General features: G+C 50.9%; 11 protein-coding genes and 2 tRNA genes (2 of these 13 only partly in view). 4 read left to right on the top strand and 9 right to left on the bottom strand.

Going from position 1 to position 14,588, the window contains the following annotated elements:
• From RSA72_RS04540 to RSA72_RS04575, 8 genes are all read right to left on the bottom strand, one after another.
• Nucleotides 1–34, bottom strand: a tRNA-OTHER gene (locus RSA72_RS04540) (it extends 77 nt beyond the left edge of the window).
• An 87-nt stretch (nt 35–121) separates the two neighbouring features.
• Nucleotides 122–2,158, bottom strand: a complete 2,037-nt coding sequence (locus RSA72_RS04545) for an NADPH-dependent 2,4-dienoyl-CoA reductase (RefSeq protein WP_332623519.1) — start codon at nt 2,156–2,158, stop codon at nt 122–124.
• A 222-nt stretch (nt 2,159–2,380) separates the two neighbouring features.
• Complete coding sequence (dld, locus tag RSA72_RS04550; RefSeq protein ID WP_332623521.1) at nt 2,381–4,078, bottom strand: D-lactate dehydrogenase; 1,698 nt, start codon at nt 4,076–4,078, stop codon at nt 2,381–2,383.
• A 4-nt stretch (nt 4,079–4,082) separates the two neighbouring features.
• The gene (locus RSA72_RS04555) at nt 4,083–4,250 is read right to left on the bottom strand and encodes a hypothetical protein (RefSeq protein ID WP_332623522.1); all 168 of its coding nucleotides are present in this window, start codon (nt 4,248–4,250) and stop codon (nt 4,083–4,085) included.
• 284 nt (nt 4,251–4,534) lie between these two features.
• Complete coding sequence (gene lldD / locus RSA72_RS04560) at nt 4,535–5,689, bottom strand: FMN-dependent L-lactate dehydrogenase LldD (RefSeq protein ID WP_332623523.1); 1,155 nt, start codon at nt 5,687–5,689, stop codon at nt 4,535–4,537.
• Between the two features lie 2 nt (nt 5,690–5,691).
• Nucleotides 5,692–6,435 (bottom strand): transcriptional regulator LldR, encoded by a 744-nt coding sequence (gene lldR, locus RSA72_RS04565; RefSeq protein ID WP_332623525.1) that lies wholly within the window; start codon nt 6,433–6,435, stop codon nt 5,692–5,694.
• Between the two features lie 32 nt (nt 6,436–6,467).
• Nucleotides 6,468–8,138 (bottom strand): L-lactate permease, encoded by a 1,671-nt coding sequence (lldP, locus tag RSA72_RS04570; RefSeq protein ID WP_332623526.1) that lies wholly within the window; start codon nt 8,136–8,138, stop codon nt 6,468–6,470.
• 894 nt (nt 8,139–9,032) lie between these two features.
• The gene (locus RSA72_RS04575; protein WP_332623803.1) at nt 9,033–9,383 is read right to left on the bottom strand and encodes a hypothetical protein; all 351 of its coding nucleotides are present in this window, start codon (nt 9,381–9,383) and stop codon (nt 9,033–9,035) included.
• 469 nt (nt 9,384–9,852) lie between these two features.
• Between RSA72_RS04575 and argG the strand changes: the two genes are divergently transcribed.
• Nucleotides 9,853–11,196, top strand: coding sequence for an argininosuccinate synthase (argG, locus tag RSA72_RS04580; RefSeq protein WP_332623804.1), 1,344 nt, complete (start codon nt 9,853–9,855; stop codon nt 11,194–11,196).
• A gap of 263 nt (nt 11,197–11,459) precedes the next feature.
• Here argG and RSA72_RS04585 read toward each other — a convergent pair whose 3' ends face one another.
• Nucleotides 11,460–12,716, bottom strand: coding sequence for a diguanylate cyclase (locus RSA72_RS04585; RefSeq protein ID WP_332623805.1), 1,257 nt, complete (start codon nt 12,714–12,716; stop codon nt 11,460–11,462).
• A 156-nt stretch (nt 12,717–12,872) separates the two neighbouring features.
• Here RSA72_RS04585 and pyrC point away from each other — a divergent pair, with 156 nt between their 5' ends.
• From pyrC to RSA72_RS04600, 3 genes are all read left to right on the top strand, one after another.
• Nucleotides 12,873–13,907, top strand: a complete 1,035-nt coding sequence (pyrC, locus tag RSA72_RS04590; RefSeq protein ID WP_332623808.1) for a dihydroorotase — start codon at nt 12,873–12,875, stop codon at nt 13,905–13,907.
• Nucleotides 13,892–14,551 (top strand): ribonuclease T, encoded by a 660-nt coding sequence (gene rnt, locus RSA72_RS04595; RefSeq protein ID WP_332623811.1) that lies wholly within the window; start codon nt 13,892–13,894, stop codon nt 14,549–14,551. The genes pyrC and rnt overlap by 16 nt, the downstream gene beginning before the upstream one ends.
• A 20-nt stretch (nt 14,552–14,571) precedes the next feature.
• A tRNA-Glu gene (locus RSA72_RS04600) sits at nt 14,572–14,588 on the top strand (it continues 61 nt past the right edge of the window).

Here is a 14,588-nt window from a genome sequence, read left to right on the forward strand (position 1 = left end):
AGACCGGTGCATTAAACCGCTCTGCCACGCTTCCATGTGCGCCATCATACGGAGGTTTCCCTATGATGACAAGAGAAAATTACAGTCAAGCCATTCAAATGAATATTGTTTCATCAATTGCTTATAAATTGGCTGCTATTTCAGCGCCTTCACGGATGGCGCGCTTCGCATCCAGCTCTGAAGCAAGCTTAGCGCCGCCAATAATATGATAATTCGCCAAGGTTTTTTCCTGCGCAGCCGGCATTAAGTCTTTAACAGACTCCTGCCCGGCGCAGACCACAACCGTATCTACCCGCAGCAGCTGGTCATGGCCGGCCAGCTCAACCCAGATGCCCTCATCGGTCACAGCCTTATACTGCACGCCGCGCAGCATGCGCACGCCATGCTTTTTCAGCTGCGCGCGGTGCACCCAGCCGGAGGTTTTGCCTAAACCCGCGCCCAGTGGCGTAGTTTTTCGCTGCAGCAGATAAATTTCACGCACCGGCGCATGCACTTCCGCCGGCTGCATGCCGCCTTCAGAAACATAGTTTGGCTGCGGGTCAATGCCCCACTCGCGCTGCCAGTCCGTCAAAGGCTGCGGCTGGGGCTGATGCGACGGTTTCAGCAAAAACTCAGAAACGTCAAAGCCTATGCCGCCGGCGCCAATCACAGCAACCCGCCCGCCCACCGGCGCGCCGCGCAGCACTTCGGCATAGGACAGCACTTGCGGCGCATCACTGCCTGCAATTTTCAAGGCGCGCGGCACAACGCCTGTCGCTACAATCACTTCTTCAAAGCCTTCGCGCTCCAGCTGCTCGCGGCTGGCTTTGGTATTCAGGCGCAGTTCAACGCCGGTTTTCTCAATCTGCACCTTAAAATAGCGGATGGTTTCATGAAATTCCTCTTTGCCCGGAATGACTTTCGCCAGATTGAACTGGCCGCCTACTTCACTGCCGGCTTCAAACAGGGTTACCTCATGGCCGCGCCCGGCAGCTACCGTCGCCGCCGACATGCCCGCCACGCCGCCGCCAATGACCGCAATGCGCTTGGGCTTCTTGGCTTTTACATAGACCAGCTCGGTTTCAAAAGCCGCCCGCGGGTTGACCAGGCAGGTCGCGCGCTGATTTTTAAAGGTATGGTCTAAGCAGGCCTGATTGCAGGCAATGCAGGTATTGATTTCATCGACGCGGTTGGTCGCGGTCTTATTTACCCAGAACGGGTCGGCCAGCAGCGGGCGCGCCATCTGCACCATATCCGCCTTGCCGGCAGCCAGAATTTCTTCTGCAGTTTCCGGCATATTGATGCGGTTGGAGGCAATGACCGGAATGGACACATGCTTTTTCACTTCCGCCGTGTAGTCAGCAAAAGCTGCCCGCGGCACCGAAGTCACAATGGTCGGAATGCGCGCTTCATGCCAGCCGATTCCGGTATTCAGCAGGGTTACGCCCGCCTGCTCCAAGGCCTGCGCAACGGTGATGACTTCATCCATGGTGTTGCCGTCATGCACCAAATCCAGCATCGACAGGCGGAAGCAGATGATGAACTTCTCGCCGGCTTCGGCGCGGATGGCTTTGACAATTTCCACCGCAAAACGCATGCGGTTTTCAATTGATCCGCCCCAGCGGTCAGTGCGCTGATTGACATGGCGGCTTAAAAACTGATTCAGCAGATAGCCTTCCGAACCCATGATTTCTACGCCGTCATAGCCGGCTTTTTTGGCCAGGCTGGCGGTTTTCACATAGTCCTGAATAGTTTCTAGAATCTGCTTATCGCTGAGCTGGCGCGGCTTGAAAGGCGAAATCGGCGATTTAACCGGACTGGCGGACACGACAAAAGGCTGATAGCCATAGCGCCCGGCATGCAGAATCTGCATTAAAATTTTAGCGCCGTGCTTATGCACCGCATGGGTCACCAGGCGGTGCGGCGCAATATCGCCCAGAGTATTCATGGTGCCGCCTGCAGGAAGCAGCCAGCCTTGACGGTTGGGAGAGATGCCGCCGGTAATGATCAAGCCCACGCCGCCTTTGGCGCGCTCGCCGAAATAAGCCGCCAGCTTGGGATAGTTATAGAAACGGTCTTCCAGCCCCGTGTGCATTGAACCCATCACCACGCGGTTTTTAATGGTCGTAAAGCCCAAATGCAGGGGTTTTAAAATATTTGCATAGCTAGTCGTTGTCATGATGCATCCTTTTCTATTTGGCTTTGCAACTTGTTGCATACTACTTTAGCGGGTTTTCAAAATTTTGGGATGACAATTTAGGAAATATTATTGGCGCTTACGGTCAATTCTGTGCAGCTTGCCCCGCCAAGTCCATGACATTTACAGCCGCAATAAAAAAGCCAGTCACTCAATGACTGGCTTAATCAGCGGAACCGCAGCTGAGGCTTTAAATGACCAAGCTTATTTCCAGCGCTTCAGCTTGCTGGTCTGGCCGATGCCCACGTTAAAGCTGTTGGTCGGATCAAGCTTCTGATAATGCGTTCTTAACGCCGGCTTGGCGACATACAGATGGCCGACATTGTGCTCCGCCGGATATTCCGCGCCGCGCTCATCCAGCAGGTGCCACATCTGATGCTCCATCACCAAAGGGTCAACGCCTTTTTTCACAATATAGTCCTGATGGAACACATGGCAGAGGAAATGCCCGTAATACAGCTTATGCAGGATCAAATCATCCATTTCCTTAGGCAGGGTTTCCACCCATTCGCGGTCATTGCGGCGCAAGGCGATATCCAGAGCCACAATGTCTTCCACCTCACTGCGGTGCGTGTCGCGGTAGCGGATGGCCGCGCCTGCAACGGCAAAGCGGTGCAGGAAGGCCTTGCGCCCTTCTTCATCGCTGCAGTGGAAATAATTGCCCGAAGTTTTAGACTGGAAATAGCTTTTTAAAAATTCTTCAGCCTGCGCAGCATCCTGATTTTCAATGCGGATCACCAGATGATGCTCATATAGACCGCGGAAATCATTCATGCGCTGCGGCAAATGGCTCGGCAGAAACTTAGTCACCAGCTGCAGCATTTTATCTGACAGGCCTTTCATGCCGATTTTTTCCAGATAGCCGTCAACTTTGTCCTTCATGGCGAAAGCGGCCGGCACTTTGGCCGTACCGAACTTTTCAATAAACATGAAGGTGTCTTTGCCGTACTCCGCGCCAATATCATAAGCTACGCGGTGAATGTATTCCCCTGCAATCGGCAGGCGCGGCAAGTCTTTCAGCAGGAAGCGGCGGATTTCGGTCAGGTCATCATGCGAATTGGTGCCGACGTAAAACACCTGGCTTGGAATTTTCTCAAAGGTATCCAAACGCACCGCAAAAACGCAGACTTTGCCGGCAGAACCCGATGCTTCATATAGGCGCGACGGGTCGGCATTGAAGCGCGCAGGGGTATTTTCATCCACCTGCTTGACATCATGCGAATAGCGCTGATCAGATGCGCAGCAGCCCGGATTATTTTCAATATCCGCAGTCTGGTAATTTTTATTTTCCAGCCTGCTCAGGATTTCTTCAGGGCTTGAACCCAGCTTCACCCCAAGATGGTTGACCAGCTCCAGCTCACCGGCATCATTGACCCGCGCATACAGCGCAAGCTCGGTATAAGCCGGGCCGCGGCGCACCAATGCCCCGCCGGAGTTGTTGCAGACGCCGCCTAAAACCGATGCGCCGATGCAGGATGAGCCAATCACAGAATGCGGCTCGCGGTTGAACTGCGCAAGCTCTTTTTCCAGCCGGTCTAAAGTCGCGCCCGGCAGGCAAATCACCTGCCTGCCTTCATTAATCACTTGAATGCCGGCCAAGCGGCGTGTGCTGATCAGCACCACCGGGCGGTCATAGTCATCGCCGAATGGCGTTGAACCGCCGGTCAGCCCGGTATTGGCTGCCTGCATAATCACGATGCAGTCTGCATCGACTGCGGCTTTCAGCACATGCCACTGCTCCAGCAAAGACCCGGGAGCAACCACAGCCAAGACCTGCCCGGAGCCGTAGCGCCGGCCTTGGCGGTACAGGCGCGTGTCGTTGTCATCCGTTAATACGTGCTGCTTGCCCACAATGCCGATGAGCTTTTGAATGGTTTGCTGTGGACTTAATTGCGCTGACATACTTCTAATCCTTTTCTAAAGTTATTCTTAGCTCTTTACTGCTTGTTAAATAAGCTCTTAGAAATATCTTAATCACTAAATAAGGAACATTTGATGCGCGGCAGCGCCGTCCGCTGCCGCTTAAAACTTGTGCGCCGCAAGATATGGCACGCAAGGCTTCGCTAGAATTCATTCTATTTTGCTATGCAGCGGGTTCAGCACCCGGCAAATGGTTTTCTTAGCAAATACCGCTTTTCATTTTTCTGTCCAGAAATCAAAAAGCCTTTATGCATAAAATATGCATTCGGAATGCCATACAGCCTCAAAACAATTGAGAAGCTGAACAATTTTCCGCAGGCGATTTGCTGCTTTGAATCTGCCTGAAAGCCTCTCCTTGCCCCGGGCCATAGATGGCGCAGGAATAAAGAAGAGGGAGCAGCCCTCCTTTTTAAAAGAAGGGTTGCGGGAGATTCAGAATTACTCTGCCAGTTCCCTTTCCAGCTTGACCAAGCAGTCTTCAGTAATGTCCGCAATGGTTTTAGCGCCGGTCAGCGTCATCGCCACGCGCATTTCCTTGTCAATCAGTTCCAATAGATTTGAAACACCTTCACCGCCTGCTGCGCCCAGCGCATACACAAATGCGCGGCCCAGCATGCAGGTATCTGCACCCAAGGCCAGCATGCGCACCACGTCCAAGCCATTGCGGATGCCCGAATCCGCCAGGATTTTAATGTCGCCTTTCACCGCGTCCGCAATCGGAGGCAAAGCGCGCGCAGAAGACAGAACGCCGTCCAGCTGGCGGCCGCCGTGATTCGACACCACAATGCCGTCAGCGCCGAAGCGCACCGCATCTTTGGCGTCTTCAGGGTCAAGAATGCCCTTAATCACCATTGGGCCGTCCCAGAACTCGCGGATCCACTCCAAGTCTTTCCAGGAAATTGACGGATCAAAGTTGCTGCCCAGCCAGCCGATATAGTCTTCAAGGCCGGTCGGCTTGCCTAAGTATTTAGAGATGTTGCCCAAGTCATGCGGGCGGCCCATCAGGCCGACATTCCATGCCCAGTGCGGGTGGAAGCATGACTGCATATAGCGGCGCATGGCGGCGTTCTGGCCGCTCATGCCTGAATGCGCATCGCGGTAGCGCGCGCCCGGCACCGGCATGTCTACAGTAAACACCAGCGTTGAACAGCCGGCGGCTTTAGCGCGTTCCAGGGCGTTTTTCATAAAGCCGCGGTCACGCAGCACATACAGCTGGAACCACATTGGGCGCTGAATCGCCGGCGCAACTTCTTCAATCGGGCAGACTGAAACCGTAGACAGGGTAAACGGAATGCCTTTTTTGTCAGCCGCCACAGCAGCCTGAACTTCACCGCGGCGCGCATACATGCCGGTTAAGCCGACAGGCGACAGCGCTACCGGCATCGCTAAAGTTTCGTCAAACAGTTTGGTTTCCAGACTCAGCTGCGACATGTCATTCAGCACGCGCTGCCTTAAAGCGACTTTGGATAAATCTTCAACATTGCGCTTTAATGTATATTCCGCATATGCGCCGCCATCAATATAGTGGAAAAGAAAGGGCGGCAAACGGCGTCTCGCGGCTTCACGATAATCATTCGCAGAAGAAATAATCATGGTTATATCCTGTTTAATCTACTGGCGCGCTGGCGACGGGCATCTTCCTCATCAATCGAGCGCACCTGTTGGACTACAAATTCAATGTGCCCGCAAACTGCATTTCGGGCAGCTTCCGGGTCACGGCGTTCAATTGCATGCATCACCTGAAAGTGCTGATCATGCAACTGATCAAAACGGTGCGCTTCGGTATAGACCTTGCGCCGTCCTAAAACAACGTTGTACTGCAGCAAGTCGAACAAGCCGCGCATCATCTGTATCAGCACTAAATTATGCGAGGCTTCGGCAATCGCCAAATGGAACTTGGCGTCTGCAATAGAGGCCTGATTGTCATCGCCAATGGACTGATAATGCGCAATCTGCTCATAGCACCGGCGGATATTTTCCATATCTTCCGGCGTCGCGCGCCGGGCGGCGTACCATGCCGTTCCGCCTTCCAGAATGCTGCGCGCTTCCTGCACATCAAAACGGTAAGCGGGGTCCTGATCAATCAAGCCGCTTAAAGGCTCTACAATTTGATGATTGGACCAGTTGGACGGCAACTGCTGCAGAAAAGTCCCCGACCCTGCCTTGCTGACCAGCATGCCTTTGCTGGCTAAATGCTGAATCGCTTCACGCAGGGAGGAGCGGGAAACTCCGAGCTGTTCACACAATTTGCGTTCTGCAGGCAAACGGTCTCCGACTTGCATCTTGTTCTGTTCGATCAATATGCGCAGCTGCTGTACGGCTTGGTCGGAGACTTTCATCTGCTTTTCTCAACTCTTGGCTAAAATCAATTCTATGGAATCATCCATGGGAACACGTAGGCTTGCAGGGTAACCATAATACCCATCATGATTGTGAACGTTATACTGTGTTTTACGGTAAAACGGAACAAATCAGATTCTTTGCCTACCAGGCCCACCGCCGCACAGGCGATTGCAATTGACTGAGGGGAAATCATTTTACCCGTCACGCCGCCGCTGGTATTGGCCGCCACCAGCAGCACTTCCGGCACGCCAATCTGCTGCGCAGTCGTCGCCTGCAAGGCGCCAAACAAGGCATTGGCAGAGGTGTCTGAACCGGTAAGGAATACCCCAATCCAGCCCAAGAACGGCGAGAAGAAGGTAAAGGCGCTGCCTGTGTGCGCCAGCGCTAAAGCCAAGGTCGCAGACATGCCTGAGTAGTTGGCGATAAAGGCAAATGACAGCACCATGCCAATCGAGTAAATCGGCACTTTCAGTTCATTCAGTGTTTCGCCAAAAGCGGTTACCGCGTCTTTCGGCTTCATTTTCAGGAACAGAATGGTGATCACGGCTGCAATCATAATCGCGGTCCCTGTTGCAGAGATCCAGTCGAATTTATAAATTGCGTCGTAGTCTTTAATTTCAGGCACAACCGGCGGCATTTTCTGCACCAGCTGATGCAGGAACGGCACTTTAATTGAAATCACCAAGTCATGCAGCGCGCCGTCTTTCGCAAACAGGTCTTTAAACGGCTTGATGCTCCAGATTGTCACCATTACGGTTAAAATCGCAAACGGAGACCATGCTTTGGCAATTTGGCCAATGCTGTATTTTTTCTGCTTTTGTTCCTCAAGATTTTCATCAATCGAAGCATCCTGATCGGCAAAGCGGAAAATGTGCTTAGGCTTCCAGTATTTCAGCAGGATGGTCAGCGATACTAAAGAAGCAATCGCAGCGGTGATGTCCGGAAGTTCCGGGCCGACAAAGTTGGAAGTCAAGTACTGCGCAATCGCAAATGAACCCGCGCCGACAATCACTGCAGGCCAAGTTTCCTTAATGCCGCGCCAGCCATCCATAATCGCCATAATCCAGAACAGCACAATCGGCACCATGAACGGCAGCTGACGGCCAACCATCTGGCTGATTTCCATCGTATCTACGCCAGACACCTGCCCTGCGACAATAATTGGAATACCCATTGCGCCAAACGCGACCGGCGCGGTGTTCACAATCAAGCATAAGCCGGCAGCATACAGCGGCTTAAAGCCCAAGCCAACCAGCAAAGCTGCCGTAATTGCTACAGGCGCGCCAAAACCGGCAGCGCCTTCAAGGAAGGTACCGAAAGCAAAGCCGACCAGCAGCATCTGCAGGCGCTGATCTTCAGTAATCGAAAGGATTGAAGAACGGATAATGTCAAACTGGCCGGTTTTTACTGAAATCTTATACAGGAAAACCGCGCCAATGATGATCCAGGCAATTGGCCACAGGCCATAGAAAAAGCCGTAAACCATGGATGCAAATGCCATTGCTGCCGGCATTTGATAGGCAAAAAGCGAAACCGCTAAAGCTAAAACAACGGTAATTGTGCCTGCCACACTGCCCTTCAGGCGGAATATGGCTAAGGCTAAAAAGAAGAAAATAATTGGAATAAGGGCAATTGCGCTTGAAAGCCAAATATTCCCCATCGGGTCATAAATTTGCTGCCATTGCTGAAGCATTGTCATCTCCTTGAAATGCTTTCCGGAATAAGGAATGGTCCGGCCATACCGATCAAATCTTGATTATACTGGTATGACCAATATGCATTTAAAATAAAAAAACCACTTTTTAATAATGAATATCCTACTTTTTGTCGATTTAAAGATCAATTATTAATTTATAATTCACAATTGGTCATACCAGTAAAAATGTTTTAAATAACGGCAATTTGCACAAACAATAATGATTAGCATTTATCACAATCAAATTAATCATCTAATTTTTAATGCTTTTTTATAAAAATTGAAAAAACAGCCCTGCCTTATTAGACTTTAGTCTAACAACCCTGTTTTTTAACGCATTTGACGCAATAAAAAGCGCGCTATTGTCAATAAATGCGCAGCAGCGCGCGCAGGGCTAAAAAGCAGGCGGCGCGGAGCGGCCGCCCTTAAAGCGCAGCCCCGCCGCTATAATGCTGATCAGTTAAGAAGTTTCCGCCATAAACGTCTTAACCTTTTGAGCTGTTCACGGCGGAGTCTTATCGTTTTTAAATCGAATTTTTGGAGCTCGTTTTGTTCCTTGCGAAACAGTGTTTCTCATTCGCCAAAATGAGAAGCGAAGCTTCGCAAGGAAAGCATCTTGCGGCGCAGTGCGCCTCACCGCGAAACCTGTTCACTTTCTGCACTTAAATAGTTCTGTTGCAAAAACAGGCCATTTCAAAGACCGCCGCTTCGCCTTGCGCTTCGAATAAAAGCAGTGCTTTGATTCTTGCTGCTCCGCCTTGCACTGCAAACAAAGCAATGCTTTGTTTTTGTTCAGATTGCGGATGACGCTTCCGCGTATCAAATAATATCGCAAGTTTTGAAAAGAAAAAGCCCGTCAGTTTCTTAACTAACTGGCTTTAACCCCGCTGCTGGGCTTTATTTCTCCCATTGTTTTGCAGTGGATTTCCATAAAACAATCGCGCCTAGAACCGTGCCGACCGGAAAGCTGAACAGCATCAATAGCGCCATAATCCGCGACAAAATCAGCCCCTGATTGGCGCCTTTTTTGACTTTTATGCAGGCCAAGGCATTCAGTCCAATCATCGCCAGGGCCGCAATGCTCAGCAAGGCCAGCTCCAATGCCGGAATCGCGCTTTGCTGATACTCCAAATACCAGACGATGGCCAATGCGCAGCTCAGCAGCCCTGCATAAATGCCGTGCACAAGGCTGGCGGTTTCATTTTTGTTTTTCTGCTGCGGATAAAGCGGCGGTACGGAATAAGCCATGAAAAACTGCCCCTGTATTGAAAAATATAAAGTTCTGCTTAATGCGGATAAAGCGCTGCAGCGCGCTTCACTATAGGCAGCCTGCCTGCGCCAGATCAAGAAAATTCAGCATTATCCGGCATGGCTGCGCCGATTTAAAGCGCCATCATTGCAGCTGCGCCGAAAAAAGCAAAGAAGCGGCGCCCTCTGCAGCCGCAATAAAAGCCGCCTGATATTCAGCCGAGCCTGCATAAAGCGCCTTATAACCCTGCCCCGCCTGAAATATGCGCGCCTGCACCCGGTTTCCGGCTGATTATTCAGCGGATAGCCCGATATTCTTCGATAAAGATCAGATCATCAAACTGATTTTTTTATGGATTGTGATTTTTTTGAGAAAAAAAATACAAGTAGAAGTGCTATAATGCATGGTTTACAGATTCTCCTTGGCCGCCAATTCATGGTGCCTATTTGAAATAAGTTAGGATTAACAATGTCTGATAATGCAACTATCTTGCAGAATGTCCCAGTAGGCAAAAAAGTTGGTATTGCCTTCTCTGGTGGTCTAGATACTTCAGCTGCTTTATTGTGGATGAAGCAAAAAGGCGCAGAACCTTATGCTTATACAGCAAACTTAGGTCAGCCCGATGAAGATGACTACGATGCGATTCCGAAAAAAGCGGAAGCGTATGGCGCTGTTAAAGCTCGCTTAGTTGACTGCCGCCTGCAGCTTGCGCTGGAAGGCATTGCGGCCATTCAATGCGGCGCATTCCATATCAGCACAGGCGGCGTTCCTTATTTCAATACTACGCCTCTAGGCCGCGCAGTAACCGGCACCATGCTGGTAACTGCCATGAAGGAAGATGACGTAAATATCTGGGGCGACGGCTCAACCTATAAAGGCAACGACATTGAGCGCTTCTACCGCTACGGCCTGCTGACCAACCCGGCGCTTAAAATCTACAAGCCTTGGCTGGACCAGACCTTTATTGATGAGCTGGGCGGCCGCGCGGAAATGTCGCAGTTCCTGATCGACAACGGCTTTGACTATAAAATGTCAAAAGAGAAAGCCTATTCGACTGATTCAAACATGCTGGGCGCAACCCACGAAGCTAAAGACCTTGAATACCTGAATGCTGGCATCAAAATTGTAGACCCAATCATGGGGGTTGCATTCTGGAAAGACGATGTGGAAGTTAAGGCCGAAGAAGTTTCTGTAACTTTTGAAGAAGGCTTCCCGGTTGCACTGAACGGCCAGCGCATTGAAGATCCGGTTGAGTTCATTCTTGAAGCCAACCGCATCGGCGGCCGCCACGGCCTGGGCATGTCAGACCAAATCGAAAACCGCATCATCGAAGCGAAATCACGCGGCATCTATGAAGCTCCGGGCATGGCGCTTCTGCACATCGCGTATGAACGCCTGGTAACCGGCATTCACAACGAAGACACTATCGAACAGTACCGCATCAACGGCTTGCGTTTAGGCCGCCTGCTGTACCAAGGCCGCTGGTTCGACTCTCAGGCGCTGATGCTGCGTGAAACTGCGCAGCGCTGGGTGGCGAAAGCCGTGACCGGCACTGTGACTTTAGAACTGCGCCGCGGCAACGACTACACCATTATGAATACCGAATCTCCTAACCTCACGTATGAAGCTGAGCGCTTGACGATGGAGAAAGGTGATTCAATGTTCTCGCCAATGGACCGCATCGGCCAGTTGACCATGCGCAATCTGGACATCACCGATACCCGCGCCAAGCTTGGCATTTACACCAGCACCGGCCTGCTTTCAATCGGTTCAGGCTCTGCAGTTCCCCAGTTAAAAGACAAAAACAAATAAGTTTGCTTGAAGTCTAAAGAAGCCGCTCGAATGAGCAATGCTGATCAGCTAAGAATTTTTTAATCCTCCCCAACCCTCCTTTTTCAAAGGAGGGAGTATTTTGAAATTAAGGATAATCTTGAATTCAAAAGCATTCCCCTCTTTGGTAAAGAGGGGTTAGGGGAGATTTATCAATAAGTAATAATGAAATTACGCTTAACTGACGTGCATTAGCTCAAATGAGCGGCTTTTTATTGCCTGCGCCTTAAGCAGTAAATTCTGCGCTAAGCCACCTGCGCGGAACGGATGGACTGGTAATAAATCTGGTTGCGCCCCAGCTGCTTTGCGCGGTACAGGGCCTGATCCGCAATAGACAGCAAATCCTCTTTCGGCAGCTCTTCGCCGCGGAACACGGTAATGCCTAAGCTGATGGTGACATGATTGGACACCACTGATTTGGCATGCGGAATGCCCAGGCGGTCAATCGCCTTGTAAATATTGGATGCCACCGCATAAGCGCCATGCGCATCTGTTTCCGGCAAAAGCACCACAAACTCCTCCCCGCCATAGCGCGCCACAAAATCCATATGCCGAATCGCGCTTTTAACCGTTTTTGCAATGGATGAAATCACCTCATCGCCCTTCTGATGGCCATAGAAGTCATTGTAGTTTTTAAAGTGGTCAACATCGATAAACAGGATCGCCAAGGAACTTTCGTCGCGCCGGGCCTGCTCATAAAAGGTCTCCAGCATTTCATCAAAAGTGCGCCGGTTGGAAATTTTGGTCAGCTCATCATGCTGGCTTAAATGCAGCAGCTCAGTGGTGTGAATGCGGTGGATTTTTTCGCTGATGTCGGCCCGCAGCATATTCAGGAAAATCATCCGCTCACGCGCGCAGAGCATTTTACTGACGGCAAAGCCCAGAATGCAGCTGCCAGCCAGCACCCGCGCCATCACCATGGCGTCAAATTTCACATACAGGGCAAACAGCATCAGCATGGTGACCACCGCAGCCATTAAGCCGGCCGCCAGCATGTGCGCAGGCTTCACGCCCGTCAGAATATAGCCCAGTATGTAAATCATGCAGATAATCATCATGGCCTGATGCTTTAATGCCGGCGTATGCACCGTCATAGTCAGCCATGACATGGAAATAACTGCCCAAAACACCACAAGCATGGAGGCATGCGGAAAATACGGCGTCAGTTTTTTATGGTATGAAAAAGCCAGCAAGGTCAGCAGGCAAAGCGCGCCATTCACCAAGCCTGCCAGGCAGTGCCTGAAATCATGCGCGAAATGGGCCGGCTCAATAATCCAGTAATCGCCAGGAATAATCAGCACGGTTAAAATAAAATAGGCCAGCACTCCCGCCCAGGCATACTGCCTGATATTGCCGCATGCCCGTTCCTGATTGGTCGCCCAGAACTGCGTTTCTAATTTTTTGGGAAAGACCTGCCCGATGCGCCGGCTTTGCCGCGCAATCAATTCTTCTAATTTTTCTTTATCATATTGCAGTTTTGCAAGATTGTACTTGTATTCCATGCCCAAGCATTTATGTCGTTTTTTTAGTCTTTTTAAAATAGCACAATTTTTAAAATTAATTTACCCCTCCCGCGCCATTTGTCTTTAAAAGCCGTTACCATTTTCACACTATATGCATTATCATCTGTTATATTTCCAAGTTTGAAGAAAATCGCCTTGAATACGATTACCCTTCTGCAGCCAGATGACTGGCATGCGCATCTCCGTGACGGTTTAGCGCTGAAGCGCACTGTTCCTGATTTAGCCAAGCAGTTTGCCCGCGCAATCTGCATGCCGAACCTTGTTCCTCCAGTCAAAACTGTAGAAGAAGCCAATGCCTACCGTGAGCGCATTATGACGCATGTGCCTGAAGGCATAGCTTTTGATCCGCGCATGGTGCTGTATTTCACCAACAATACCGCGCCCGGCGAAGTGAAGAAAATTAAAGAATCTGAGCATGTAAATGCCATCAAGCTGTATCCGGCCGGCGCGACCACAAACTCGGACAGCGGCGTCAGCGACATCAGCAAAGTCTATGCGGTGATTGAGCAGATGGAAGAGCATCAGGTGCCGCTGCTGCTGCACGGCGAAGTGACGCATCATCATGTCGATATTTTTGACCGCGAAAAGCGCTTTCTGGATGAAGTGCTTTCTCCGCTGTTAAAGCAGTTCCCTAAACTGAAATTGGTGCTGGAGCATATCACCACCAGCGAAGCCGCCAATTTTGTTCTGGAGCAGGACCGCAATGTGGCTGCCACCATTACCCCGCAGCACCTGCTGTTTAACCGCAATGACATGCTGGTCGGGGGCGTCAAGCCGCATTTCTACTGCCTGCCGATTTTAAAGCGTCAAACCCACCAGCAAACCCTGCTGGAAGTGGCGACCAGCGGCAATCCTAAGTTTTTCCTCGGAACAGACAGCGCGCCGCACTCAAAAAATGCTAAAGAAAATGCATGCGGCTGCGCAGGATGCTATAGTGCGCCTACCGCAATCGAGCTTTACGCTCAAGCATTTGATCAAGCCGGAAAGATTGAGCGGCTTGAAGGCTTTGCCAGCCATTTTGGCGCTGATTTTTACGGCCTCCCGCGCAACACCAGCACCATAACGCTGGTAAAAGAAGATCAAGTGATTCCTGAAAGTTTAGACTATTTGGATGGTGAACAGATTATCCCATTGCATGCGGGTAAAACCATCCAATGGAGAAAAGTGTGACAGATGAAACCCTACCAGTCATTGGTCAGCGTTTCCGCGGATTTTTGCCTGTCGTGGTCGATGTCGAAACCGCAGGCTTTAATTCACAGACCGATGCCTTGCTGGAAATCGCAGCCATACCGATTGTGTATGATGCGGAAGGCAAATTTATACCGGGCGATGCGCATCATGCGCATATCAACCCTTTTGAAGGCGCAAACTTAGACCGCAGGTCGCTGGACTTTATTGGGATAGATCCATCCAACCCAATGCGCATGGCGATGGCTGAAGATGAGAAAACCGCGCTCAAGCGCATTTTCAAAGCTGTCAATGAAGTGCGCCGCAAGCAGAACTGCACGCATGCCATACTGGTTGGCCACAATGCGCATTTTGACTTGGGCTTTGTGCAGGCAGCCATTGCGCGCACCGGCACTAAAAATCAGAATCCGTTCCACAGCTTTTCTGTGTTTGATACCGTGACCTTAAGCGCCGTGGTGTTTGGCCAAACGGTTTTAGCCAAATCCTGCATTCAGGCCGGCATTGATTTTGACGGCAAGGAAGCGCACTCCGCTTTATATGACACGCAGAAAACCGCTGAACTGTTTTGCCGAATTTTGAACAGGCTTGGCCCGAATTTGCTTGACACTCTGGTGGCGGATCAATAAGATACCGCCATCTTCTAAACGTCCCTATCGTCTAGAG

This window comes from Acinetobacter sp. (assembly GCF_036659555.1).
GTDB lineage: Bacteria > Pseudomonadota > Gammaproteobacteria > Pseudomonadales > Moraxellaceae > Acinetobacter.

Coding starts and splice junctions, on each gene's coding strand:
- RSA72_RS04545 (WP_332623519.1), bottom strand. CDS start 2,158: ATGACAACGACTAGCTATGCAAATATTTTAAAACCCCTGCATTTGGGC.
- dld (WP_332623521.1), bottom strand. CDS start 4,078: ATGTCAGCGCAATTAAGTCCACAGCAAACCATTCAAAAGCTCATCGGC.
- RSA72_RS04555 (WP_332623522.1), bottom strand. CDS start 4,250: ATGAATTCTAGCGAAGCCTTGCGTGCCATATCTTGCGGCGCACAAGTT.
- lldD (WP_332623523.1), bottom strand. CDS start 5,689: ATGATTATTTCTTCTGCGAATGATTATCGTGAAGCCGCGAGACGCCGT.
- lldR (WP_332623525.1), bottom strand. CDS start 6,435: ATGAAAGTCTCCGACCAAGCCGTACAGCAGCTGCGCATATTGATCGAA.
- lldP (WP_332623526.1), bottom strand. CDS start 8,138: ATGACAATGCTTCAGCAATGGCAGCAAATTTATGACCCGATGGGGAAT.
- RSA72_RS04575 (WP_332623803.1), bottom strand. CDS start 9,383: ATGGCTTATTCCGTACCGCCGCTTTATCCGCAGCAGAAAAACAAAAAT.
- argG (WP_332623804.1), top strand. CDS start 9,853: ATGTCTGATAATGCAACTATCTTGCAGAATGTCCCAGTAGGCAAAAAA.
- RSA72_RS04585 (WP_332623805.1), bottom strand. CDS start 12,716: ATGGAATACAAGTACAATCTTGCAAAACTGCAATATGATAAAGAAAAA.
- rnt (WP_332623811.1), top strand. CDS start 13,892: ATGGAGAAAAGTGTGACAGATGAAACCCTACCAGTCATTGGTCAGCGT.